Annotated in this window: 23 protein-coding genes; 14 read left to right on the top strand and 9 right to left on the bottom strand. The window is 37.6% G+C overall.

Annotated features, from left to right (window positions below; all coding sequences use genetic code 11):
• The 5 genes from MNY28_RS01325 to MNY28_RS01345 are packed head-to-tail and all read left to right on the top strand — an operon-like array spanning position 1 to position 5,465.
• Positions 1-1,158, top strand: a complete 1,158-nt coding sequence (locus MNY28_RS01325) for an efflux RND transporter periplasmic adaptor subunit (RefSeq protein WP_346388672.1) — start codon at positions 1-3, stop codon at positions 1,156-1,158.
• A 6-nt stretch (positions 1,159-1,164) separates the two neighbouring features.
• Positions 1,165-2,787, top strand: a complete 1,623-nt coding sequence (locus tag MNY28_RS01330; protein ID WP_346388673.1) for an ATP-binding cassette domain-containing protein — start codon at positions 1,165-1,167, stop codon at positions 2,785-2,787.
• Positions 2,784-3,905 (top strand): ABC transporter permease, encoded by a 1,122-nt coding sequence (locus MNY28_RS01335; RefSeq protein ID WP_346388674.1) that lies wholly within the window; start codon positions 2,784-2,786, stop codon positions 3,903-3,905. The genes MNY28_RS01330 and MNY28_RS01335 overlap by 4 nt, the downstream gene beginning before the upstream one ends.
• Entirely contained in the window at positions 3,905-4,984 is a 1,080-nt protein-coding gene (locus tag MNY28_RS01340; protein WP_346388675.1) for an ABC transporter permease, read from the top strand. The genes MNY28_RS01335 and MNY28_RS01340 overlap by 1 nt, the downstream gene beginning before the upstream one ends.
• A 55-nt stretch (positions 4,985-5,039) precedes the next feature.
• On the top strand, positions 5,040-5,465 hold the full coding sequence (locus tag MNY28_RS01345) for a hemerythrin family protein (RefSeq protein ID WP_151900502.1): 426 nt from the start codon (positions 5,040-5,042) through the stop codon (positions 5,463-5,465).
• 3 nt (positions 5,466-5,468) lie between these two features.
• On the opposite strand, the gene MNY28_RS01350 is transcribed toward MNY28_RS01345, so the two are convergent.
• Positions 5,469-5,789 (bottom strand): hypothetical protein, encoded by a 321-nt coding sequence (locus MNY28_RS01350; protein ID WP_151900501.1) that lies wholly within the window; start codon positions 5,787-5,789, stop codon positions 5,469-5,471.
• 118 nt (positions 5,790-5,907) lie between these two features.
• Between MNY28_RS01350 and MNY28_RS01355 the strand changes: the two genes are divergently transcribed.
• Positions 5,908-6,369 carry a hypothetical protein gene (locus MNY28_RS01355; protein ID WP_151900500.1) on the top strand — a complete coding sequence of 154 codons (462 nt, stop codon included), beginning with the start codon at positions 5,908-5,910 and terminating at the stop codon, positions 6,367-6,369.
• Here MNY28_RS01355 and MNY28_RS01360 read toward each other — a convergent pair.
• Positions 6,366-8,054, bottom strand: coding sequence for a protein adenylyltransferase SelO family protein (locus MNY28_RS01360; RefSeq protein ID WP_346388676.1), 1,689 nt, complete (start codon positions 8,052-8,054; stop codon positions 6,366-6,368). The two genes, MNY28_RS01355 and MNY28_RS01360, sit on opposite strands and share 4 nt — an antisense overlap.
• A gap of 162 nt (positions 8,055-8,216) precedes the next feature.
• On the opposite strand from MNY28_RS01360, the gene MNY28_RS01365 reads away from it, so the two are divergent.
• Together MNY28_RS01365 and MNY28_RS01370 are read left to right on the top strand one after the other, a co-directional pair.
• A complete protein-coding gene (locus MNY28_RS01365; RefSeq protein ID WP_346388677.1) occupies positions 8,217-8,591 on the top strand; it encodes a YbgC/FadM family acyl-CoA thioesterase in 375 nt (124 codons plus the stop codon).
• An 8-nt stretch (positions 8,592-8,599) separates the two neighbouring features.
• Entirely contained in the window at positions 8,600-9,754 is a 1,155-nt protein-coding gene (locus MNY28_RS01370) for an MFS transporter (RefSeq protein ID WP_151900457.1), read from the top strand.
• Here MNY28_RS01370 and MNY28_RS01375 read toward each other — a convergent pair.
• Together MNY28_RS01375 and MNY28_RS01380 are read right to left on the bottom strand one after the other, a co-directional pair.
• Complete coding sequence (locus tag MNY28_RS01375) at positions 9,707-10,978, bottom strand: hypothetical protein (protein WP_346388678.1); 1,272 nt, start codon at positions 10,976-10,978, stop codon at positions 9,707-9,709. The two genes, MNY28_RS01370 and MNY28_RS01375, sit on opposite strands and share 48 nt — an antisense overlap.
• Positions 10,975-11,637 carry a uracil-DNA glycosylase gene (locus MNY28_RS01380; protein WP_346388679.1) on the bottom strand — a complete coding sequence of 221 codons (663 nt, stop codon included), beginning with the start codon at positions 11,635-11,637 and terminating at the stop codon, positions 10,975-10,977. The genes MNY28_RS01375 and MNY28_RS01380 overlap by 4 nt, the downstream gene beginning before the upstream one ends.
• A gap of 110 nt (positions 11,638-11,747) precedes the next feature.
• Between MNY28_RS01380 and MNY28_RS01385 the strand changes: the two genes are divergently transcribed.
• Complete coding sequence (locus tag MNY28_RS01385; RefSeq protein ID WP_346388680.1) at positions 11,748-13,310, top strand: EAL domain-containing protein; 1,563 nt, start codon at positions 11,748-11,750, stop codon at positions 13,308-13,310.
• A gap of 15 nt (positions 13,311-13,325) precedes the next feature.
• Positions 13,326-14,261, top strand: a complete 936-nt coding sequence (locus tag MNY28_RS01390) for an HD domain-containing phosphohydrolase (RefSeq protein ID WP_346388681.1) — start codon at positions 13,326-13,328, stop codon at positions 14,259-14,261.
• A 29-nt stretch (positions 14,262-14,290) separates the two neighbouring features.
• On the opposite strand, the gene MNY28_RS01395 is transcribed toward MNY28_RS01390, so the two are convergent.
• The gene (locus tag MNY28_RS01395) at positions 14,291-14,677 is read right to left on the bottom strand and encodes a class II SORL domain-containing protein (protein WP_151900453.1); all 387 of its coding nucleotides are present in this window, start codon (positions 14,675-14,677) and stop codon (positions 14,291-14,293) included.
• A 145-nt stretch (positions 14,678-14,822) separates the two neighbouring features.
• Entirely contained in the window at positions 14,823-15,215 is a 393-nt protein-coding gene (locus MNY28_RS01400; protein ID WP_346388682.1) for a DUF202 domain-containing protein, read from the bottom strand.
• Between the two features lie 109 nt (positions 15,216-15,324).
• On the opposite strand from MNY28_RS01400, the gene glyS reads away from it, so the two are divergent.
• Both glyS and MNY28_RS01410 read left to right on the top strand, forming a co-directional pair.
• Entirely contained in the window at positions 15,325-17,343 is a 2,019-nt protein-coding gene (glyS, locus tag MNY28_RS01405) for a glycine--tRNA ligase subunit beta (RefSeq protein ID WP_346388683.1), read from the top strand.
• Complete coding sequence (locus MNY28_RS01410) at positions 17,344-18,462, top strand: FAD-binding oxidoreductase (protein ID WP_346388684.1); 1,119 nt, start codon at positions 17,344-17,346, stop codon at positions 18,460-18,462.
• A 9-nt stretch (positions 18,463-18,471) separates the two neighbouring features.
• Here MNY28_RS01410 and MNY28_RS01415 read toward each other — a convergent pair whose 3' ends face one another.
• The gene (locus MNY28_RS01415; protein ID WP_346388685.1) at positions 18,472-19,206 is read right to left on the bottom strand and encodes a hypothetical protein; all 735 of its coding nucleotides are present in this window, start codon (positions 19,204-19,206) and stop codon (positions 18,472-18,474) included.
• Between the two features lie 120 nt (positions 19,207-19,326).
• On the opposite strand from MNY28_RS01415, the gene MNY28_RS01420 reads away from it, so the two are divergent.
• The gene (locus tag MNY28_RS01420) at positions 19,327-20,022 is read left to right on the top strand and encodes an alpha/beta hydrolase (protein WP_346388686.1); all 696 of its coding nucleotides are present in this window, start codon (positions 19,327-19,329) and stop codon (positions 20,020-20,022) included.
• Positions 20,019-20,768 carry an ElyC/SanA/YdcF family protein gene (locus tag MNY28_RS01425; RefSeq protein WP_346388687.1) on the top strand — a complete coding sequence of 250 codons (750 nt, stop codon included), beginning with the start codon at positions 20,019-20,021 and terminating at the stop codon, positions 20,766-20,768. The genes MNY28_RS01420 and MNY28_RS01425 overlap by 4 nt, the downstream gene beginning before the upstream one ends.
• A gap of 201 nt (positions 20,769-20,969) precedes the next feature.
• Here MNY28_RS01425 and MNY28_RS01430 read toward each other — a convergent pair whose 3' ends face one another.
• Together MNY28_RS01430 and MNY28_RS01435 are read right to left on the bottom strand one after the other, a co-directional pair.
• Positions 20,970-21,779 carry an iron-binding protein gene (locus MNY28_RS01430; protein ID WP_346388688.1) on the bottom strand — a complete coding sequence of 270 codons (810 nt, stop codon included), beginning with the start codon at positions 21,777-21,779 and terminating at the stop codon, positions 20,970-20,972.
• A complete protein-coding gene (locus tag MNY28_RS01435) occupies positions 21,772-22,245 on the bottom strand; it encodes an iron-sulfur cluster assembly scaffold protein (protein WP_151900443.1) in 474 nt (157 codons plus the stop codon). The genes MNY28_RS01430 and MNY28_RS01435 overlap by 8 nt, the downstream gene beginning before the upstream one ends.
• Positions 22,246-22,253: the final 8 nt, after the last annotated feature.

The following is a 22,253-nucleotide window of genomic DNA, read 5'->3' on the forward strand; positions in this document are numbered from 1 at the left end:
ATGCAGGTTCTGAAAAAATATTGGTTGGGTGTTGTGATAGCTGTTTTATTGGTTACAGCAGGCGGAATGATCTATAAAAAACTGCATCCAAAAACACTTCCTGCAAATTTGGTTGAAGGGACAGGCCGCATGGACGGTGATCTGGTAAATCTCAATGCAAAATATGCAGGAAGGCTGGAAAAAATATCTGTTGATGACGGTGTACCTGTGAGCAAAGGAATGGTTGTGGGTGTCTTGAAGAGCAAAGAACTTGCAGCACAAAAAGCAGGGCTTGATGCACAGATTCAGGCAAAGAAACAGCAACTCGCAGCACAAAAAATTGAAGAAAAAATTGCACAGAAAACAATTCCGCTTTTGGAGAAAAAAGCAAAAGCACAGCTTGTCTCAGCCCAAGCCTCGCAACAGGCATTTGAAAAAAATATTTTGATACAAAAAGATGTCGTTGCCCAGGCAAAAAGAGATTTCAAACGCTCTCAACGATTGTATAAAAACAAAAGTATTGACAAGCACAAATTGGAACTTGCGCAACTCAAAAGGGATACAGAAAACAAAAAGCTTTCCGCACTGCAGCAACAGCTGAAAAAAATAAAATCAGCAGTAACTCTGGCTCGTATTGCACTTTTGGATGCGCAGGCATCACAGAAAAAACTTTTTGCCATTGCCGCAAATATTCAGGCCCTGCAAGATGGTATTGAAGCCCTCAAAGCATCCAAAGCACAGATAGAAGCGATGATTCAGGAGATGACACTTGTTTCACCTGTTGATGGAATTACGGTAGAAAAAATCGCCAACGAGGGAGAGGTAATAGCTCCTGGTATGCCGGTAGCCACACTTTTGGATCCTCACTCGTTGTATCTGAAAATATTTGTCGACACACTGCAAAACGGAAAAATAAAACTGGGTGACAAAGCGGTAATATTTCTTGATGCCTATCCAAATCATCCGATACAGGCAAAAGTAGTGCGTATTGCCCAAAAAGCGGAATTTACGCCCAAAGAGGTCAGTGTGCGTTCAGACAGAATTCAAAGAGTGTTTGCCGTACACCTCAAACCACTGGCAATTGACCCTTTGTTAAAACTCGGTATACCGGCTGTGGGAGTTGTGTCACTTGATGGCAAAGGTCTGCCAAATTCACTCAATGACATTCCGGTACTCTAAAACAAGATGTCTCTTCTTGAAGTAAAAAATATCCGGGTCTCTTACAAAAAAAGAACAGGCATAGACAATGCCTCGCTCACAGCAGAGAGTGGAGAGATTATCGGTTTTATAGGAGCGGACGGTGCAGGTAAAAGCTCCCTTATGCATGCTGTAGCCGGTGTTATCCGTTTTGAGGGTGAGATTGTTTATGATGGTATCGCGTACCATTCACCCAAAGAGGCAGAAAAAGTAAAACCTTTTATGGGATTGATGCCACAGGGAATAGGGCTTGTTCTTTATGATACTCTGACAGTAGGGGAGCATTTGGAGTTTTTTGCCGATATTCGCAATGTTGCAAAAGATGAACAATTTCTTGCATATAGAGAAAAACTGCTGCATATGGCAGGACTGAGTGCTTTTGTTGAGAGAGAAGCCGGTAAACTCAGTGGCGGGATGATGCAAAAACTCTCACTCATCTGCACACTGCTGCACCGTCCGAAACTTCTTATTCTGGATGAACCGACAACCGGAGTGGATCCTTTGAGCCGTTTGGAACTGTGGGAGATTTTGGACAGCATACGCAAAGAAGAAGGAACAGTAATTTTAGTGAGCACCGCTTATATGCAAGAAGCCTCCAAAATGGACAAAATTTTTCTTTTTGACGAAGGAGAAATCATTGCCAGCGGAACAAATGAAGAGCTTATAGACTCTATTCGTCCGTATGTGTATGAAGAGGTTACATGTAAAGAAGAGTGCCTTGGTTTTAACAAGCGAACATATTCGCTGCAGCCTTTACATGTAAAGCAGGCAGAACCTACTCTGGAGGGACTCTTTTTTGTGAACGCGCTGCAAAAGAAAAAGCTCCTGCCTAAGGTTGTCATAGCAAAACGAGACAAAGAAATTGCAATACCGCCTGTTGTGATGCAGGCATATGGCATTACAAAAAGATTTGGCAGTTTTACGGCAAATGACCATGTAGACATAGAACTCAAACGGGGTGAAATTCTGGGTCTTCTGGGTGCAAACGGCGCAGGAAAAACCACATTTATCAAAATGCTTTTGGGTCTGTATCCGATAGACGAGGGCACACTTACCCTGCTTGAAAAAGTCATCCGCAGCGGAGATGATCGTCAAACGCTCAAGTCCAAAATCGGCTATGTAAGTCAGCATTTTGCACTCTACAATGACATGACTGTAAGAGAAAATCTGATTTATTTTGCCAATATGCATCAGATTCCTCTCAAGACTGCCTTGAAAAGAATAGAGCAGTATGCCAATGAACTCGGCTTTAAAGAGTATATGGATGAATTGCCAACTGCGCTTCCTCTGGGTGTCAACCAGCGTTTTTCCATAGCTGCGGCACTTTTGCACGAACCGCTTGTGCTGTTTTTGGATGAGCCTACAAGCGGCGTGGATACCATTGCAAGAGCACAATTTTGGGAGATACTTAAAAAGCTTAAAGAGCAGTGGCATATATCTATTTTGATAACCACACACTATATGAGCGAGGCGGAGTACTGTGATCGAGTGGTACTCCTCAAACAGGGAAAAAAGATTGCAGACGATACCATAGAAAATTTTTATAAAACACATCCCGATGCAAAGAATTTTGAAGATATTTTCTTGACATATTATAAGGATAGACAATGAAACTAATAACCATTAAAGCCTATATATTGAAAGAATTTATGGAGCTTTACAGAACGCGTCTGATTGTGATGGTATATTTGATGCCGAGTATGATTGTACTGCTTTTTGGCTATGGAATCCGTATGGATGTAACGCATGCAAGAATTTTGATTATTGATAATGACCAGAGCAAATTTTCACAAATGCTGATTTCAAAATTTGAACATAGCAAATACTTTAATGCAAAGGTGTTACATGTAAGTGAAAAAGAGGCACTGCGCTCTATAAAACAGGCTAAAACCGATGCAGTTTTAATCATTCCCTCTTCTTTTGAAAAACAACTTTTACACGGACAAAAGAGTGAGATCGGTGTTTTTGTGGATGCCTCTTTTCCGACAAGGGCTACTACTATTGAGGGGTATATCAAGGGGAGTGTGCTTGATGGGGCAAGCGAAGTGGCACAAAGAAGCGGTTTGTCTGCAAAAGGGCTTATAGTGTTAAATCAGCGTACGCTTTTCAATCAGGCAATGCGGGATGAAGATGCCATAGTTCCAGGACTCATAGGGCTTGTGCTTTTGGTGGCTCCTGCAATTTTGGCAGCACTTCTTATAGTAAAAGAGAAAGAGCGAGGGACCATTTTTAATTTTTATGCTTCGCCTTTGAGTAAAGGAGAGTTCCTTCTTGCAAAACTTTTTCCTGCTTTTTTACTGCATTCTGTGAATATTTTTATACTTTTTTTGCTTGCAGTTTATCTGTTTGATGTTCCTTTTCGGGGAAGTTTTATGCTCTACTGGCTCAGCAGTGAACTTTATATTCTTATCAGTCTCTCTATCGGTATGCTTATTTCTATCATTACAAGCAGACAAATTGTTGCCGTTGTTTTGACAATTATTATCACCATAATTCCCGGATTTTTATACTCTGGTATGCTGATGCCGATATCTTCCATGAGTGGCGAGTCATATATTGAAGCGCATATGTTTCCGGTTATGTATTATACGCATATTCTTTATGATACATTTTTGATAGGACAGGGTTTGGCGTCTGAAAAAATTATCATGTATCTGCTGATACTTGTCGGGTTTGTTGTGGGACTTTTTACTGTCGGCACCTTATTGTTGAAAAAGGAGATGAGATAATGCGAATATTTGCGATGATTGTCTCCAAAGAACTGCTGAGTTTTTTACGCTCTATAGGATTAGTGGCTGTTGTACTTTATTCGTTTACACTGGATGTTTACATAGCCGGTTCCGGCATACAGATAAAACCGCGCAATGTTGTTGTCGGATATGTTGACAAAACAGGAGGGGGAGTAAGCCAAAAAATACTTGCACGGTTACATCAACCGGAGTTTAAACCACCGGTTGCCTTTCTTTCGCAAAAAGCACTCTCCAATGCTATTTTTAATAAAGAAGTTATGGTCGGAATACTCTTTGACTCTGATTTTGAAAAGAACTACAAGAGCGGGAAAAAAGCACAGATCAATCTTTTGCTCGATGCTACTGCAGCATCGCAAAGTCTCACGACATTTATGTATCTGCAAAATATTGTATTTGACTTTCAATCTGTAAACTTTCCGCTTGAATTAAAGTCACATAAACTTTTTAATCAAAATGCTGACAATCACAGTTTTATGGCACTGACAGAACTGCTTTCAATTATAACCCTGTTGATAGTCATTTTGACGGCCATTGTTTTTGTCAAAGAAAAAGAGGACGGTACCTGGGATATTATGCTGCTTACTCCGATAAATCCCAAAATCATTATTTTGGCGAAAAGTTTTTCGCAGGTACTCATTGTCATGGCAGGCGTTGTTCTCTCTTTGGGATTTGTGCTTTTTGGCCAGTTTGATGTACCGCTTAACGGTTCATTTTGGGCATTTATGCTCCTGACATTTTTGTATTCTGTTTCGAGTGCCGGCATAGGACTTTTTGTAGCGGCTGTGTCCAAAAATGTGATGCAGGTGGCACAGCTTTCTATCATTATTATGATGCCGTTGATTTTTCTCAGTGGTGCATGGACCCCTGTTTACGCTATGCACCCGGTATTTCAGACACTCTCTTTGTTTTCACCGCTTCGCTACTACATAGAAGCAACAGAGAGCATCTTTTTCAGAGGAACGGAGTTTATAGATTTGTGGCCATATTTTAGCGGAGTTCTTCTTCTTGGAACGCTGCTGTATTGGTACGGTTTTAAAAAAATCGGAAAATTGTTTTAAATTAAGGCTCTGTTTTTATTTTTTTACTATAATAAAAGAAAAAGAGGGATTTTTTATGGCATTGGTATATATTGAGCAGGTTGAAGATATGGATGTGGAGGAGATGCAAAAAACTCATGAAAATGAGATTAAAATTTTAAATGCAATAGATAATCTTGCGATCTCTTACGATCGGGGGGAAGCGACACTCGAAGAACTTGAAGCAAAAATCGAGGAGTATGTAAAGCATGTTCATGAACACTTTGCAAACGAAGAACGTCTGATGCAAGAGTATAGTTTTCCTTCCTATGACATGCACAAGACTGCACATGACATGTTTTTGGAAGAACTGAATATGGCTCTTAAAAATTGGAAAAACTATAAAAAGGTTTCAAAAATTACTGATTTTATCCGCAGAGCACCCGAATGGATAGTCTTACATGTAAACACAGTGGACTACCCGACTGCAAATTATCTTGCAAAAAAGATGAAAGGTTTGTAAAACCTATTCATCATCTTCGTCGTCTTCAAAATCACTCAGATCAAATTCAATTTTTACAGGTTCTTCTACAACCTCTTTGATATCAGTGATGTTTTGGGGCGAAATATCAAGAGCCATTGCGACAAATGTTGCCAATGCGTTATCCTTTATAATTTCCTGGCATGTTTCAGAAGTATTGTAAATCGTAAGGATTTGATTTTTTGTAAGTACGTCACCTGGGTTTACCCCTAATTCTGCCGCAATATTATGCAAGTCCGGACGATTCAGCAAAACACCCTCAATTTTCATACAAAAGCCTGTTCTTAATTTTTTATTTGGATACATTGTTACTCCTATTCTTAAAATGTTTCTTTTGGTCGATTATAGCCAAAAAATTCAAGAAAAATATTTTGTTTGAATGGTATAATTTGACTTTAAAATAAAAAAGAGAAAAGAGAAAACAATGCACACATACCAAATTGCAGAATCAGTATTGGATGGCTATAAAAATGAAAAACTGACAGATGAAAGAGTTGGTTTTTTAACAGCACAGGTTCATGAACAGCTTGATGAGATAGCCAAAAATAAAGCACTTTATGAAGATTTTTCAGCTCGGGCGAATGCACCAAAAAAGGTAGATAAAATTATTCTCTGGATACTTTTAATGTCAAATGAAAGCATATGCGACGATTATATAAGTGCGTGCAGCAAAAATTACAGAGAGATAATCCCTATAAGTGATTTAGCCGACTTGTTACTCTATGTAATACATTTGAAAAAAGTGCAAAACACTGAACTCGACGGTTTTGATTACTTGGTAGAGTGTGAAGAAGCAGGCATAGAGGAAGTAGACCAGTATGCCTTTACAAATGCTCTGCTCTACATTCAAAAACTCAAAGAAAAAGAAGTGGAGATGCAGTTTTAGGAAGAACAGCTTACATGAGATATTCCTGCGACATCAAACAGTTCAGCAGGCTTCTCTCTGTAGTATTTGTCTTCTGTCTCCGATGACTGTTCGCTGTAGGGATCATTCATCACTTCCTGCAGCTCTTTTATAAGTGAATAATCTCCCTCCTGGGCCTTTTTGTATGCCGGAACAAGGAACCATTCACGGAGAATATATTTCGGATTGGTTTGTTTCATCTCTTTTGAGAGTTTTTTGCGGGACTCCGGAGTATCAATGTTAATGTTTGCTTTCCATTTTTCCAACCACTCGGTCCAGCTTTTTATAATCTTTTGATCATATAGAGAGTCACCGTAAAAGCTTTTCGCAATTGCGGAAATATTATCAGGTATGTCAGAGAGTTCACGAAAAAAGAGGGTATAATCGACCGAAGTCTCCATCATCAGTGTTATCAGTTCGTTAAACAAGGCTGCGTCAAAGGTTTTTAGACCCAGTTTGGCAGTCCACATCTGTATCATTTTAGCCTGCATGACTTTGGAAAAACCGTTCATAATTTCATCCAATTGTTTACTCTGCTTTTCATCTGCCTTGAGCAAAGGCTGAAGTGCCTTACAAAACATTTTGAAATTTTGTTCCCCGGCCTGAGGTTGATTCAAAAATGAAAAGTGTGCTCCGCCACCCGTCCAGGGTTGATAGCTTGGATCAAACATGTCTATAAATCCAAACGGACCGTAATCAAGGGTAAAACCGCCTGCAGCACAGTTGTCACCATTGAAATTTCCCTGGCAGTATCCGACACGAATCCAGTTTACTACAAGTGAAGTAAGGCGGGAGCGAAATTCACGGGCAAGCAGCACTGTTTTTTCTTCCAGAGGTAAATTTTTGTCTATTACATCACTGTATTCTCTTTCAATCAGGTGCAAGACAAGCATCTCAAGTTCCTCCATCGCCTTTGGATGTTCATTTTTACGTGCCCTTCTGGCGAAAAGTTCAAGTTGACCCACACGAAGAAAAGAGGGGGCAACACGTGTTGTGATGGCAACATTTTCTTCTATCATGACTTCCGGATCCCTTGAATAGGAACCGTTCATAAACCAGGGCCGTCTTACTGTTTGGGTTTTTGACATATATAAACTTAAAGAGCGTGATGTGGGAACACCGAGGGCATACATGTGTTCTTGTGCCAAAAATTCTCTAACACTTGAACGCAGTACCGCACGACCGTCAGCTCCACGGCAGTAAGGGGTTCTCCCTCCGCCTTTGAGCTGCATTTCCCAACGTTTGCCATTTATAACCCCTTCAAAAACAGATATTGCGCGTCCGTCACCATACCCGTTTCCTGTTTTAAAAGGACACTGCTCATAATACTCCGTACCGTAGATGGAAAGGGCATACCCCGTTGCCCAACCGGTACGACGCAAAGGCTCTTTTAGATGTGAAGTGTCACCCGAAAACATGCGTATAAAATCCTCAGATGCAGCCAAGTCATCATGCAGTCCAAGTTCCTTAAAGAAGGTTTTGCTGTGCGCAATGTAAACAGGATTTTCTATAGGAGTGGGTTTTACAGGAACATAGTGCCCGCTGAATACCTGTCTTGGTGCATGATCTGCACCGTCTGCTGTAGCATTTGGATCAGGATTAAGTCTGTCCATTAGAGAATACTCAGCTAACTGTGCCAGATCATTGAGTGTTTTTATATCTTGCATATATTGTCCTTCATTTAAAATATAATATTTTATATCCCAAATAGCTTTGTAAGAGATAAATTATTAAAACTATTCTTTTCTAATAATAAACAGTGTATGTTTTGAGTACAATATGAACACTGATTTTAGAGATTTTTTTAGCCATATATGAAGGAATATTGAGTGAAAATACGAGTCTATTACGAAGATACAGACACCGGTGGTGTCGTGTACCATTCAAACTATTTAAATTTTTGCGAAAGAGCACGCAGTGAAGCTTTTTTTAAAAAAAATATGACACCTGTTTTGGAAAACGGGCATTTTGTGGCCCGTAAAGTTACCGCAGATTTTTATAAAAGTGCTAAACTTGGTGATATGCTTGAGATATATACAAAACTTGTTACAATGAAAGCAGCTTCCTTTACACTGAGTCAGGAAATTTATAAAGAAAATGAAAAAATATTTGAATTGGAAATTCTTTTGGTATATATTGATTTTGATGGGAAAGTACAGAAATTAGATAATGAAAGCAAAGAACTCATTCTCTCTTTATTTTAGGAAATTATATGAAAAGTATAGATAAAAATGTAGTATATATAGGCTGGGTCAGTTTTTTTACAGATATGTCCTCAAACATGGTTACTACTCTTTTACCTGTTTTTGTCGTCTATGTTTTGAATGAAGGGGTTGATAAGCTTGGAATTATTATCGCTATTGCAACATTTATATCCTATGCTTTTCGAATTCTTTTTGGATATTTAAGTGATAAATATCAAATAGTGAAACCGTTTCTTGTTGCAGGGTATCTTTTATCGACTGTTTCTAAACCATTGTTGGGTTTTTCACACAGTTTTATAAGTGTCGCATTATTGCAGGGGGTAGAGAGAATGGGTAAAGCCATACGAAGTGCTTCAAAAGACTCGCTTATCAGCAGTTATGTTAAAAACAATGCGCATGGCAGAACTTTTGGTTTTCATAAAATGCTCGATATTGCCGGAGAATTGAGTGGAGCATTTTTAATTTTTGTCATTTTTATGTTTATTGCGCAAGATGAAAAATCAATAAGATTCATTTTTGAACTGACGATCATACCAGGGTTGATTGCGGTTGCCATAGTAGTCTTTCTTGTAAAAGATGCACCAAAAAAGATAAAAAAAGATAAGCAGGTTATTAACAAGGAGGATTATAAGTTACTTCCGGTCCTGTTTATCTATTTCGGATTTTTGTTTTTTATTATGAGTGACCAGTTTTTTATTTTAAAGGCGAGAAATGAGGGTTTTTCTTTGGCAACTATTCCGCTTCTTGTAATGATGCTGACGGCTGTACAGACTCTTATGAGTTATTATGGCGGAGTTTTAAGTGACAAGATAGGTGTTATCAGAGTGTTGTTGCTTTCTTTTGTTTTTGGTATTGTCTCTATATCTATGTTAAATATAAATCTATGGCTGGCATTTGCTTTTTTGGGTCTATTTACTGTTTTTAGTTTAAATGCTACCCGTGCATACATTTCTGAATATGCAAATTCCAAAGGATTTGTTTACGGTATTTTTTATGGCGGCATTGCTGTTTTTAGTGCTTTGGGAGCAATTGTTATAGGGTATATTTGGAAAAATTACGGTTTTGAAAATGCAGTGATAGTAAGTGAAGGAGGCATGGGAGTAATGTTCTTGACACTACTCGTCTGGAATATATTTGAAAAATCTCGATATTCCAGGGCGTAAAAGTTCTATATCATACATCATTTGATTGTCCAGAAGGTTGATATTGTATTCTCTTTCTTCACCGGTGATTTGTGCATAAAAGTAGTCTATTCCGACAGTTGTAGTGTAGTTAATCCAGTCATACACAATGTCATTTCCCAACAGCGAATTTGTCTCAATCAAGATATTATTATCTTTGGTTATAGAATTTGCTACAATCATGTTTTTTCTGTCATTGTACTGCGTCATAGAGAGCAGCAATGGGTCATAATTGATCTGTGTTGAGAGGATGTTTGTAGCATTTACATCGTAAAGTGTCAGTTGTGATAATATCATTCCTGTTTTAATGATTGGGGTATTGACAAAAAATGAAGCATTGACAATGTCTTTATTTTCTTTTAAATATCTTTCAAGATTGGTTGTTCTTCGTGAAATAAAATAGGTAAATACTTTTTTTTCTTCTGAAAGATTGACATCTTCGTTATAAACACTGATTTCATCATTATAATACATAGTATCGTTTATATCAGCGCAAGGGTGCAAAAACTCGTCTTCTTGATAAAATGCCAACTTTCTGCCTGTCTGTGACTTGTCAGAAAAAATAACCAGAGGTGAAACTGCTTCATGAAGTAGCATTTTGCTTTGCTGTTTGTAGTCAATACCTCCAAAAAGAAGAGAAGAAGAGACAGTATGAACATCTTTTTTATTCATAGTAGGAAAATATATATTTACATTTGGATCAATCTCAATAATGTTGTTTACTCCCTGTGCTGTAAGCGGTGCTATGACATACTCAAATCCATCCGATTCTATTTGCGTCAGAGCTTCTTGCAAATCTGATATGTTTTCTGTCGGAATTTTGTAGCTTTTGAGCATAAAAGAGTTACTTTTTGTCATCAGATAGGCAAAAGTCGCATTTGTGGTGGTGGATGCGTATTTTCCTATTTTCTTGTAAGGCAGGAGCAGGGCTATTCTTAATTTCATGCCGGCGTTTGATGCGCCAAGATTGAGTACGGCAATGTTAATAATGCGTGCCTCATCCAACTCTTTGTCTGTCAGTTTCTTGTTTGCATGGGAGAGAAAAGAGAATATCTGCCCGTTTTGTAAAAGCTCTTTCATACATTTGTCGTTACATGTATAAGGATCAAGGTCCTGAATGTATATCTTTGGAATAGGAATATTGGATATCATAAAACTTTGTGCAAAAATGATACAGGGCGCAAGCAGAAATAGTAGTTTTTTCATAGGCAACTCTTTATGGTTTTTAGATCATTTAATGTGATTTTTTTCAACTCGGGGTTTCTCAAAAGATACTGGGGATGATAAACAGGGATGAGTTTATACTCTTTGTAGTCTATAACATGCCCTCTTACATTTTCAAAATTCACATCACCTGTCAGGTGAGTATAGGCATCTTCTCCAAGTGTTACAATGACCTTTGGCTTTATAAAATCCAGCTGAGAAAACAGATAGTTTTTACAGGAATTGAATTCGGAGGCAGAAGGCTTGTTTGATTGCAGGGGTTTGCATTTGACAGCATGTGTTATAAAAACATCTTCTATACTGAGATGTACAACTTTTTCTATCATATTTTTTAATGTTTCTCCGGATCGTCCTGTATAGTATGCATTTGCACGGTCCTGTGCCTGTGAAACACTGAAATCTATTATAAACAAGCTTGCATTCCGGTTTCCGTATCCGCTCATGCTTTGCGTTCTTGATTTGCTCAAATCACACAGATGACATGAGGATATATTTTGAGACAGAGCCGCTAATGTTGTTGGCGTTTCATAGTTTGTTTTATCATTTATATTAAAGTGTTCTATATATTCAAAACCGATAGCTTTTAAGCGGTACAGGTTTTGAAGTAAAACAAGATTTTGATAGGATTTCAATACTGCCACCATTTCTGAAAATATGACAAGAGTATAGTCAAACTGCGGTTAAATTCTACTTTATGGATTAAAAATATGTTATTATACACATGAAACACAGGTATAAAGGCAAAGACAGTATGAATAGTGATACTTTTGAAGTTGAAAATTTTACATTAAGTTCATCCGCTGAAGTTCCAGATGTAATATATGAAATTGGGCTTTTGGCGAAACATAAAGTATTGATTCATATCCTCTCATATATACACAATACTGTATTGGTTCAAACTCTAGTACGAGAAATCAACAAGACAGTACCGGATGCAAAAATAGTACTTTTAAAGCATGATGACAAGCAAAAAACTTCTGTTGTAGTTTTTACGATAGATACGGATGATACAGAGCATATAAGTGATGAAGTGCTCAAAGAGCTTTATGAAGACCATTCAAGCAAAAATTTGAGTATTCAAGAGTACAGGAGAGAACTTTTTAAACGTTATTTTACAGACCACCTGACTAATCTTCCAAACTTGTATCAACTTCGCAAAGACCTGGAAAACTGTGAGCAGTGCGGTTTGATTCTCTTGAAAATTGATAATTTTCAGACAATCAATAATTTTTACGGATTTGTAGTTGGCGATTATGTTTTGGAATATGTCGGAAAATACTTAAAAAAAGTCCTTTCGCCAAATCAGGTTTATCGTCTTTCAGGCGCAGAATTTGCCATTTCACTGGATGAAAATCTTGGTTTTTATCATTTAAAGAGTTATCTGAGTGAACTTTACGAAAAGATAAAAAACATAAAAGTCACTTATCAGGAAACACAAATTTTTGTTGATTTTACTTTAGCATCGTCATCAGACAGAATAAACAATAATATTTTTTCCAAAGTTTCCATGGCCTTGATGTATGCAAAGAAAAAGGGTGTTCCCTTTTGGATTTATGAAGACAAAATGCATTTTGAAGATGAATATCGGCGTAATTTACAACTCTCTTCAATTGTTCGCGAAGCGGTGCAAAATGACAAAATCATTCCATATTTTCAGGCGATTCGTGACAACAAAACGAAAGAAATTACAAAATACGAGTGCCTGGCAAGACTCGTAGATATGAACGGAAAGATTCTTTCTCCTTTGTTGTTTATTCCTATTGCTAAAAATATTAAAATTTATAATGAAGTGACAAAAAAAATAATCAACAAATCCTTTGCTGTTTTTGAAAAGAATGAGTTTGAATTCAGTATTAACCTTTCCATAGAAGACATCATGAGCAGCGAAATATTTAATTTTATCCTGAATAAACTGAAAAACTCTCACGCAGCTTCAAGAGTAACATTTGAGCTTTTGGAATCAGAAGCCGTGCAGGATTTTAAAAGGGTAGACAGGTTTGTCAGTGAAGTTGTCAGGTATGGCGCGAAAATAGCGATAGATGATTTTGGAAGCGGCTACTCCAATTTTTCATATATAACAAAAATTGATGCAGATTATATAAAAATCGACGGTTCACTTATAGAAAATATTGATGTGGATGAGGCTTCAAAAATTGTTGTCGATACAATTGTTCAGTTTGCTAAAAAACTGGGAATAAAAACAATAGCAGAATATGTGCATTCAAGTGTTGTTATGGACAGAGTGTGTGAATTGGGTATAGACTATTCACAAGGATTTTATATAGATGAACCATCTGTGAAATTAAATTTATAATAACAGGCAGTATGTTTGAAGTCAACTAAATATATTTCAATAGACAAAGATATCATAAAAGAAAATGCAGTATTTGAGTTTAATCTTTTTATTCCTTCAGAGAAAGAAAAAAAGATGCACTATTTTAAACATGCAGGCACTTTGGTGACTACAGAGGATGTAGAAAAGCTTAAAGATATCAACGCTGTTTATATCAATGAAAAAGAGCGGGCATATTATCTCAGATATTACAACCAAAGAGTTGCACATGCTCAAAAAAAATACATAAACTTTGAAGAAAAAGCAGCTAAAATATATCATAAAGCGACTGTTATCCTTCATACTCTGTTTTCAAATCCGGAAGATCTCGAGACTTATAAAACATCCAAACATGTGATATATGAGCTTGTGGAAACTGTTGCAGATAAGAATTTTTCTATTGACTCTATTATAAATATAGCTGAACATCAGTATACAATAATGACACACTCTATTAATGTCTGCATTTACGCATTAAATCTTGGCACTTACTTGAAATTTTCCAAAGAAATGCTTGAGGCATTGGGAGAAGCGGCACTCTTGCACGATATCGGAAAAAGTAAAATCAATCCTGAAATTGTTGAAAAAAAAGGACGCTTGACAGAAATAGAATTTACTGAAATGAAAAAGTACCCGATGTTTGGCTATGCCATCGGATTAAAACTGGGAATAAAAAACAAAGATATTCTCATGGGTATCAAGTATCATCAGGAAAGAATGGACGGTTCAGGGTATCCTGCAGGACTCAATGGAGAAAATATTCCTTATATAGCAAGAATTATAGCTGTATGTGATGTTTTTGATGCGTTAACGAGCAGAAGATCCTATAAAGAAGCAATGGGAGTCTTTGAAGCATTGTTGTTGATGAAAACGAAAATGAGTAAACAGCTGGATGTGAAGATTTTAAATAAAATGATAGAAATGCTCAGATAGAATTAAAAATTCTATCTGAAGAATTTAAGTTATTCTGTAACTTCTACGATTTCAGGCGTACTTTCCCAGATGCCGTGCTTAGTACAGTAACCATGTGCTACAAGAGTAAGTTTTTTCTTCATCGGTCTGATGTTGAAAGTTACTTCAGCATGAGATTTTTCATTTCCTAAAGTTCCAGGAACAAAAGTAGCCGTTGCCAATTTAGTGTCACCGTCATAAAGAGTGATAGACTCGATGTAGTGATCGAAATCATCCGGGTGAGTATATTCGTTACCCATTTTTACGTTTACTGCAAGCATTTCGCCTTTTTTAGCAACACCAGGTACGGTAATGAATGGTGAGTGACGGTCAATTAAATCTTTCTTTGCTTCTCTTTCTACTGTGTCAATGTCAACGTATTTGTTAATCTTTGGCATATTAAATTCCTTGTGTTAATTTATTTAACGTTATTGTATCTATAAAATCTTTAGCATTATCATAAATCAGAGCATATTTATCTTGTCTAAGTTTATACTAAGATTATTTGTTTTTTTTAACACTCTTTTTAACTCGGATTCTATTTTAAATAAAGATCATACTGAGTAAAAGTACAAAACCGACAAGTGAAACTGTCAATGAAAGATAAAAATAAATGTTTTTGTCGGTATCTATTTCTCCTTTTTCCAGATGTGTGATCCATGTGAGGTAGTATTTATAGGTGTATCCAGCCAGAAGCATACCGCATATCGTGATAAATATACCCAGATAATTGTAAAAGGCAATATGTGTCAACTGCGGTATGGTATCATGTTTTTTTCCTGTTAGCTCGACAGATATAATATGCAGAAACAGTTCAAATTTTTCAATAATAAAACCGAGAATAATAAGGGAGATAGAGGTTCCGATAAGTGCGGTAGTCGCTCTTTCTACTGCCATTAAGTCTTTCGGGTCGATAGAAGATTTTTTTTCTTGCATACTTATATTTCCTAACTGAAATTTATTTAAGACATATGTGAACCATTTTAAGAGTTTTTAACCAATAAAGAGATAAAATCGCGTTAATTAATACATAAAGAGTCTAAATATGTTAAAACCATTACTAATTGAAATCGGTGTTGAAGAGCTTCCTGCGGTTCCTCTTTTAAAAGAGATGAAGAATATTGAAAAAAAATATGCCGATATTTTAGAAAAATATGCTCTCTTGAGTGAATTTGAATTTTATTATACGCCTCGCCGTTTGGTAATGTGGCACAGAGAATTTCCAATGCAGCAGGCTGACAGTGTAGAAGAATTTTTTGGTGCGCCTTTGGCAGTTGCCTACAAAGATGGCGTCCCTACCAAAGCAGCTGAGGGATTTGCCCGTAAATGCGGAGTTTCACTAGACGAACTCAGTACGGCAGAAAAAGGCGGTAAAGAGGTACTTTACTATAAAAAAGATGTTGCAGGAAAACCTTCGGCGGAACTCTTGCCAGAGATTATACATGCATGGCTCAAGTCGCTTGATTTTGGCAAATCTATGCGATGGGGCAGTTTGCATGAGAGTTTTATTCGTCCTGTACGATGGATAAATGTGCAACTGGATGATACGCTTGTTCCTATGCACATGTATGGCATCGATGCTGCCAAAACTACACGTGTTCACCGTATAGCAAATTTTAATCCTGTAGAAATAACAGGGACAAAAGAGTATTTTGAAACACTCAAAAATGGTGGTGTGACACTTTTTCAACAGACAAGAGAAGAAAAAATACTTGCTGACATTAAAACAATTGAAGATGAGAACAGTGTCAATGTTGAGATAGATGAAGATCTTTTTGCGGAAGTGGTTGCTATTACGGAAAATCCGACGGCGTTGTTAGGCTCGTTTGATGAAGCATTTTTACGATTGCCTCCTGAGGTTATTATCACTTCTATGAAAGAGCATCAGCGTTATTTTCCTGTATTCAAAGAGGGCAGACTTATCAATAAGTTTGTAGTTGTCTCCAATGCCCTGACAGATGATTTTTCTGAAGTAATAGCCGGAAATGAGCGTGTGCTTCGTCCTCGTTTGGCAGATGCGCTTTTCTTTTATGAAAATGACTTGAAAAACGGTTTGAGTACAAAAGGGCTGGAAAAAGTTGCCTTTTTTAAAGGGTTGGGCAGTGTTTCGGACAAAATAAAGCGTGAAGAAAAAATTGCCAGTGCTTTATATGATATGTATCAGCCTGATGTAAAAAAAGAGGATTTGCAAAGAGCTGTAGAGCTTGCAAAGGCCGATCTGATGAGCGAAATGGTGTATGAGTTTACAGAACTTCAGGGACTGATGGGCTACTACTATGCAAAAGAAGCAGGTGAAAACGAGGCTGTTGCCTTGGCTGTAAAAGAGCAGTATCTGCCTGAGGGTGAAGAGAGCGAACTCCCTTCTGCACCTTTAAGTGCCATAGTGGCGATGAGCATCAAGCTTGATACACTGCTTGGACTTTTTTCTGTCAATGAAATCCCGACAGGTTCTCGAGACCCTTTTGCCCTGCGTCGTGCTGTAAACGGCATTATCCGTATTGTCAATGAGTACGGTTTTGAATTTGACATTGTGAAGACTTTAAAAGAGTTGTCCGCAAATTATGATGCAATTGATTTGGAAAAACTTGAAAACTTCATTATAGAACGCATCAAAAGATACTATAAAGTCAATCCGTCTATTATTGAAGCGGTTTTGGCTTCCGGTGAGAGAGAACTCCTGGCACTCGGTAGAAAAATAGAAGCACTCAATACTTTGGTCAATTCGGAAGGTTTTGATGAAGTCTCATCTACTTTTAAACGTGTGGCAAATATCACGAAAGATATTGACCTAAATGCTGATTTACATGTAGATGAAAGCCTGTTTGAAGAAGAAGCTGAAAAAATACTATACAAAAGATACAAAGAAGTGATATCAAAAACTTATGAAAGCTATGAAGAAGAGTTGGATGCACTCCTTGGGCTTAAACCTGAATTGGATGCATTTTTTGACAATGTTATGGTCAATGCAGAAGATGAAAAACTGAAAAACAACCGTAAAGCATTGGTCGCATCCATCTATAAAAGTATTCTGAAGATTGCCGACATTAAAGAAGTAAGTATATAAATGTATGATGTAGCCATTATCGGAGCCGGTATAAACGGCTGCTCTGTGGCGTATGAATTTATAAAAGAGGGTAAGCGTGTGCTTCTTTTGGACAAAGAAGGCATAGCAAGTGGAGGAAGCGGTGCTGCAGGTGCTTTTATATCTCCAAAATTTTCCAAAGCCGGCGAGCTTAAAGAGCTGCTTCAAGAAGCCTTTGTCTACTCTTATGATTTTTACGATAAAAATTTCCCTTTAACCTTCACAAAAGCACAGCTTGTTCACATTGCAAAAGAGGAAGCGGATGATGCAGGCTTGGATGTATATAAACAAAGTGCACCGCTGCCACTGCAAAACATTCCGCTTGATTTATACTCGCAATTGAGTGCAGAGGCAAAAAAAAGAGAGAGTGTTTCTATAGATGCCGGTGTCGTCGATGCCCAAAAAGTATGCAGTGATATGTCCTGCGGAGCGACATTTGTTCAAGAAAAAGCAGAGACACTGGTGTTTGATGATGAGTATTGGGTCATCAATGAAAGTTACAGCGCCAAAAATGTTGTGTTGGCAACAGGAGCATATGATATGCTCATTAAAGAGCCATACATCAAACTCCGTGGTGTTTGGGGACATCGCATAGATGTCACAACAACAACGCAAAACTGCTGTTCTGTGCATCAGCATGTCTCTATCTCGCCTTCAAAGAATGGAAAAATAGCCATAGGTGCCACACATAATGTGCATTATCATCCCGAAAAAAATAAAGAAGCGTATGACACTGAGCAGGGCAGAGCAGAGCTGTTGCAAAAAGCTTCACAAACTATGCAGTTGGAAAATGTGGAAGTCATAAAAGATTATACGGGACTGCGTTCGGGTTCTTTTGATTATCTGCCGATGGTCGGTTCTTTGGTACTTTCAAGCGAAACACTGCTTACATGTAAAGGCTCTTTGCATACGAAAAAGCCTGATTATTCAGAGTATGTCTATTATCCAAATCTTTTTATGATAAACGGAAGCGGCGGATACGGTTTTGTCTTGGCACCGTATCTGGCAAAAATATTGACAGAGCATATACTGCACGGAAAAAATATCAGTGAGAGAATCAGCCCGGCAAGGTTTTTTGCGCGTTGGGCTAAAAAGAGATAATCAGAGAGATTAGATTTTTACGCGTTGCGGCGGGAGCGTTTTGAAAATTGCTTTGACTGCATTGGCACGGACCTCTCTTGCTTTTCCGCTGGCAAAAGGAGAAAGATAGTAGGCTCTCTCTATACACTCGTCCGGGTCATAATTGTTGTCATACATAAAGACCACGTTTTTATCGAGTTTGTTTACATGTAAAGAGAGTGCTCTTGCATAGGCGATGATGGCTTTGTGGTGTCTGTCGTATTTGTTTCCTATGCCGAAAAAGACAAATTTTCCGCTGAGTCTGATGTTCGGTATATCAATATAGTTCAGCTGCTTGTCATATCGTGTAAGCTGAGAAGAGGTGATTTTGTCCAGGTCAGCATCAAACTCTTCTAAAATAGGAGTAGGTTCGATGTTTTCCCTGTTATAATTAAACAGATATCTGATCTGGACAAGTTTGCCTTTGTAGTGTTCTTTAAAGCCTGCGTTTAAAACATAGTCTTTTGGACTTTCATTCAGAGGGACAAATTCATCATACTTGTCAAATCCTTCTTCTTGCAAAAAACGGCTCATTTTATAACCGACTGGACTGACTTCAGGGTTATACAAAAAAACAGTTCCTGCGACAGTTTTGCGTTTTTTCTTAAGCATGTTTTCTAAATCATCAACGGTGATTTTTTCCTCTTCGTTCTCATTGATATACATATACTGTTCGACTAAATAGTCCATATCAAAGTTTGTTGAAAATTTTCCAAATACTTGCATTTATTATCCTCTGGCACTTATTAGGCGAATTATACTATAATTCTTTTCATGATTTATATAGCTTTTTTAATTTTCACTTTTTTAATATTACTGTTTGCTTTTTATCAATGGCAATATTTTATGATTTTTCGTCCTACATATATAAAAGAGAGGCGTTTGTGCCAAGACTGCTCCCTTTTAAGTGCGAAAATGGATGATGGTATAGAACTTGAGGGTGCTGTGTATGAGCCGAAAAATCCGAAAAGCACCCTGCTTATGTTTGTTGGTCGGAGTCATGACGGTGTGGCCCTTTTAAACAGGCTATCCCAGGTTTATCCAAAATCACGAATAGTAGTCTTTAATTATCGTGGTTACGGTAAAAGTGAAGGTGTGGCAAATGAGAAAAATATTTTGCAAGACAGTCTGAAAATTGCAGAGTTGGTGCAGAAAAACTATGGTGATTTTTATCTTTTGGGCTACTCTTTGGGTTCGAGTGTTGCTGCGTATGTTGCTTCAAAACATAATGTATCAGCACTCTTTTTGATAGGGGCCTTTGACTCCATAGGACAGCTTTTGCGCCAAAAATATTCTAAAATTTCTTATATGGCAAAGCTTTTACGGTATAAGTTCAAAACGATGCATTATATTGAAAATGTAAAAGCTGATACTTATTTGTTTGTGAGTCGGGATGATGAACTTATTCCTTTGCAAAATTCCAGAAATCTAAAAAAGCATATAAAAAATTTAGTGCATTATGAAGAGTTCAAAGGACTTTCGCATACGGAACTGTTTTGGGATCCGCGTGTTACAAATAAAATCAATGAAGTTATCACATGAGTGCAGGTTTGTATCTGAAAAAATTTCTAACATTTTTTGTAGAACCGCTTGGCTTGATTGTTACACTGTTGGCAGTCGGGCTTTACATGTTACATGTAAAGAAGATTCGTGTTGCAAAGATACTGTTTTTTTCGGGTCTGTTTTTACTGTTACTTTTTTCCTATCCGCCTTTTGCAAACTTTTTGGTACAGAATCTGGAAAACCAGTATCCGAAATTTGATTATAAACAGCAGGTTAAATATATACATGTACTCGGCAACGGACATAATACGGATCCGTCTCAGCCACTCTCTTCCCAAATCAGCAGTACCGGCACAAAAAGAGTTTTAGAAGGAATACTCATACATAAAAAGATGCCGGAATCAAAATTGATTTTTACAGGATACGAGGGAGATACAAATACAACAAATGCAGCGATGAATGCAAAACTGGCACATGCTTTGGGTGTGGCATATAAAGATATGATTATAAACGGGAAGCCGGCAGATACAAAAGAAGAAGCAATTTTCACCAAAACACTTGTCACAGATAAGCCTTTTGTACTGGTAACCTCTGCCACACATATGCCACGGGCTATGCTGCTTTTTCGCTCACTCGGTATGCATCCCATAGCTGCACCGACAAATTATTACAAAAGTGAGTTCAGAGGGTATCTGCAGGTTCCCAAACCTGTTTATTTTTATATTTCAAGTATAGCAATTCATGAGTACTTGGGGATACTCTGGGCAAAAAGGAGTTTTTTCTGAATTGGTATTTTAGTGCCTCAAGAGTGACAAGGAAATAGCAACAGTCGGCACTGAAGTACCGATTCCAAGAGAGTGTGCAGTTCTTCGGAATCCGTGCTTCAGTACGGGCAAGAGTGGCATGAAAGCAAAAAAAAACAGTCGGCACTCAAATTCGGAACCCGTACTTCAGTGCGGGCTTTGCGTCTTTCAAGATAAAAGAACTTATAAAAGTTTTTTCATCAACTCAATATGATAACTCTCCTGATAATTGATAAAATCAAAAAACCTGGCAAGCTCTTCATCTTTGATAGCATCACTTAACTCTTTGCACATAATTTTTGCAGCCTCTTCTTCGGCAATGCCGTCTTTGACAAACTCTTCCAAATCTTTGACGACATAGGTCATAGTGTGCAATTCTCTCGGAAGTGCTAAAATGCCTAATTTCGCCATCATGTTGCCAAATGATTTGAGATGAAAGTGTGACTCGTCAACCAAATCTTGAAAAACATTAAAATGCAGTACGTTTCTGGTTCTTGCCTGCATGTAGGCATAGACTAAGATAAGTTCATACTCTTTGTACGACTCTTCAAACAAAAAGAGTGTCAATGCGTCAATTTGCTCCTGAGAAAGGTTTTTGTCTCCCCATTTACGCTGCATATTAAATGCGGTAACCTCTTGATTGTTTTTCTCATCTTTTAAAATTTGAGAAAGATACTCTAAGAGATAGGCGTCATCCGTTTTGATGCGTTCACCTAAAATGTTTTGTGGATAAAATGGCTGAATCTCTTCTATTTGTTCTTTGAGAGCTGTAATGACTTCAAAAACTGTATTACGCTTATACAAGAGCATATCTCTGTCGTAATTATAATCCTCTCCTTTTTCCAAAGCCTCTTCGCCAAGCCATTTCATATGCCGAAAGGCAATTTGTGAAAAATCATACAAACGGGACTTGATTGTTTCATCGTTTATGGCAAATGAGGCAAAAAGTACAGCAAGCCAGAGTTCATGTTTTTTTTGGTATCTTTTATTCATTTTCTTTATCCTTCTGCACAGGTGCCGTCTCGCAGCTCTCTTTCATTTTAAACAGATGCAGTTCTTCATCTGCGCCGTTCTTTCTGTTTTTAAAATTTTGAAGTGATGCCAAAAAGGCACTAAAAACAATCTCTGCACAGATAAGTTGCTGTGCTGAGAGTTTTCCCAGTTTTTCATGTATTTTTTCGACAGCAGTATTTGCGTAGTCCAAATCATTCTCTTTTATCATCTGCGTAAACATCGATCCGATAACTACGGTATCCTGACATCCGTTCGTTGCAAATTTTACATCTTTTATGATGTTGTCATCAAGTTTTGTATAAAAGATGACATACTCTTTTGTTTTTTCATCCAGAGCCACACCCACTCCGTCGGCATCATCCAGTTTTCCGTAATTTTTCGGATTCATCAGGTGTTCCAGGACTTCAGGATTCAAGCCTTCTGGCATTTTTACATTTTCAAACATTTGTTTTC

It is taken from the genome of Sulfurimonas sp. NWX367 (assembly GCF_039667065.1).
In the GTDB taxonomy this organism is placed as follows: Bacteria; Campylobacterota; Campylobacteria; order Campylobacterales; family Sulfurimonadaceae; genus Sulfurimonas; species Sulfurimonas hydrogeniphila.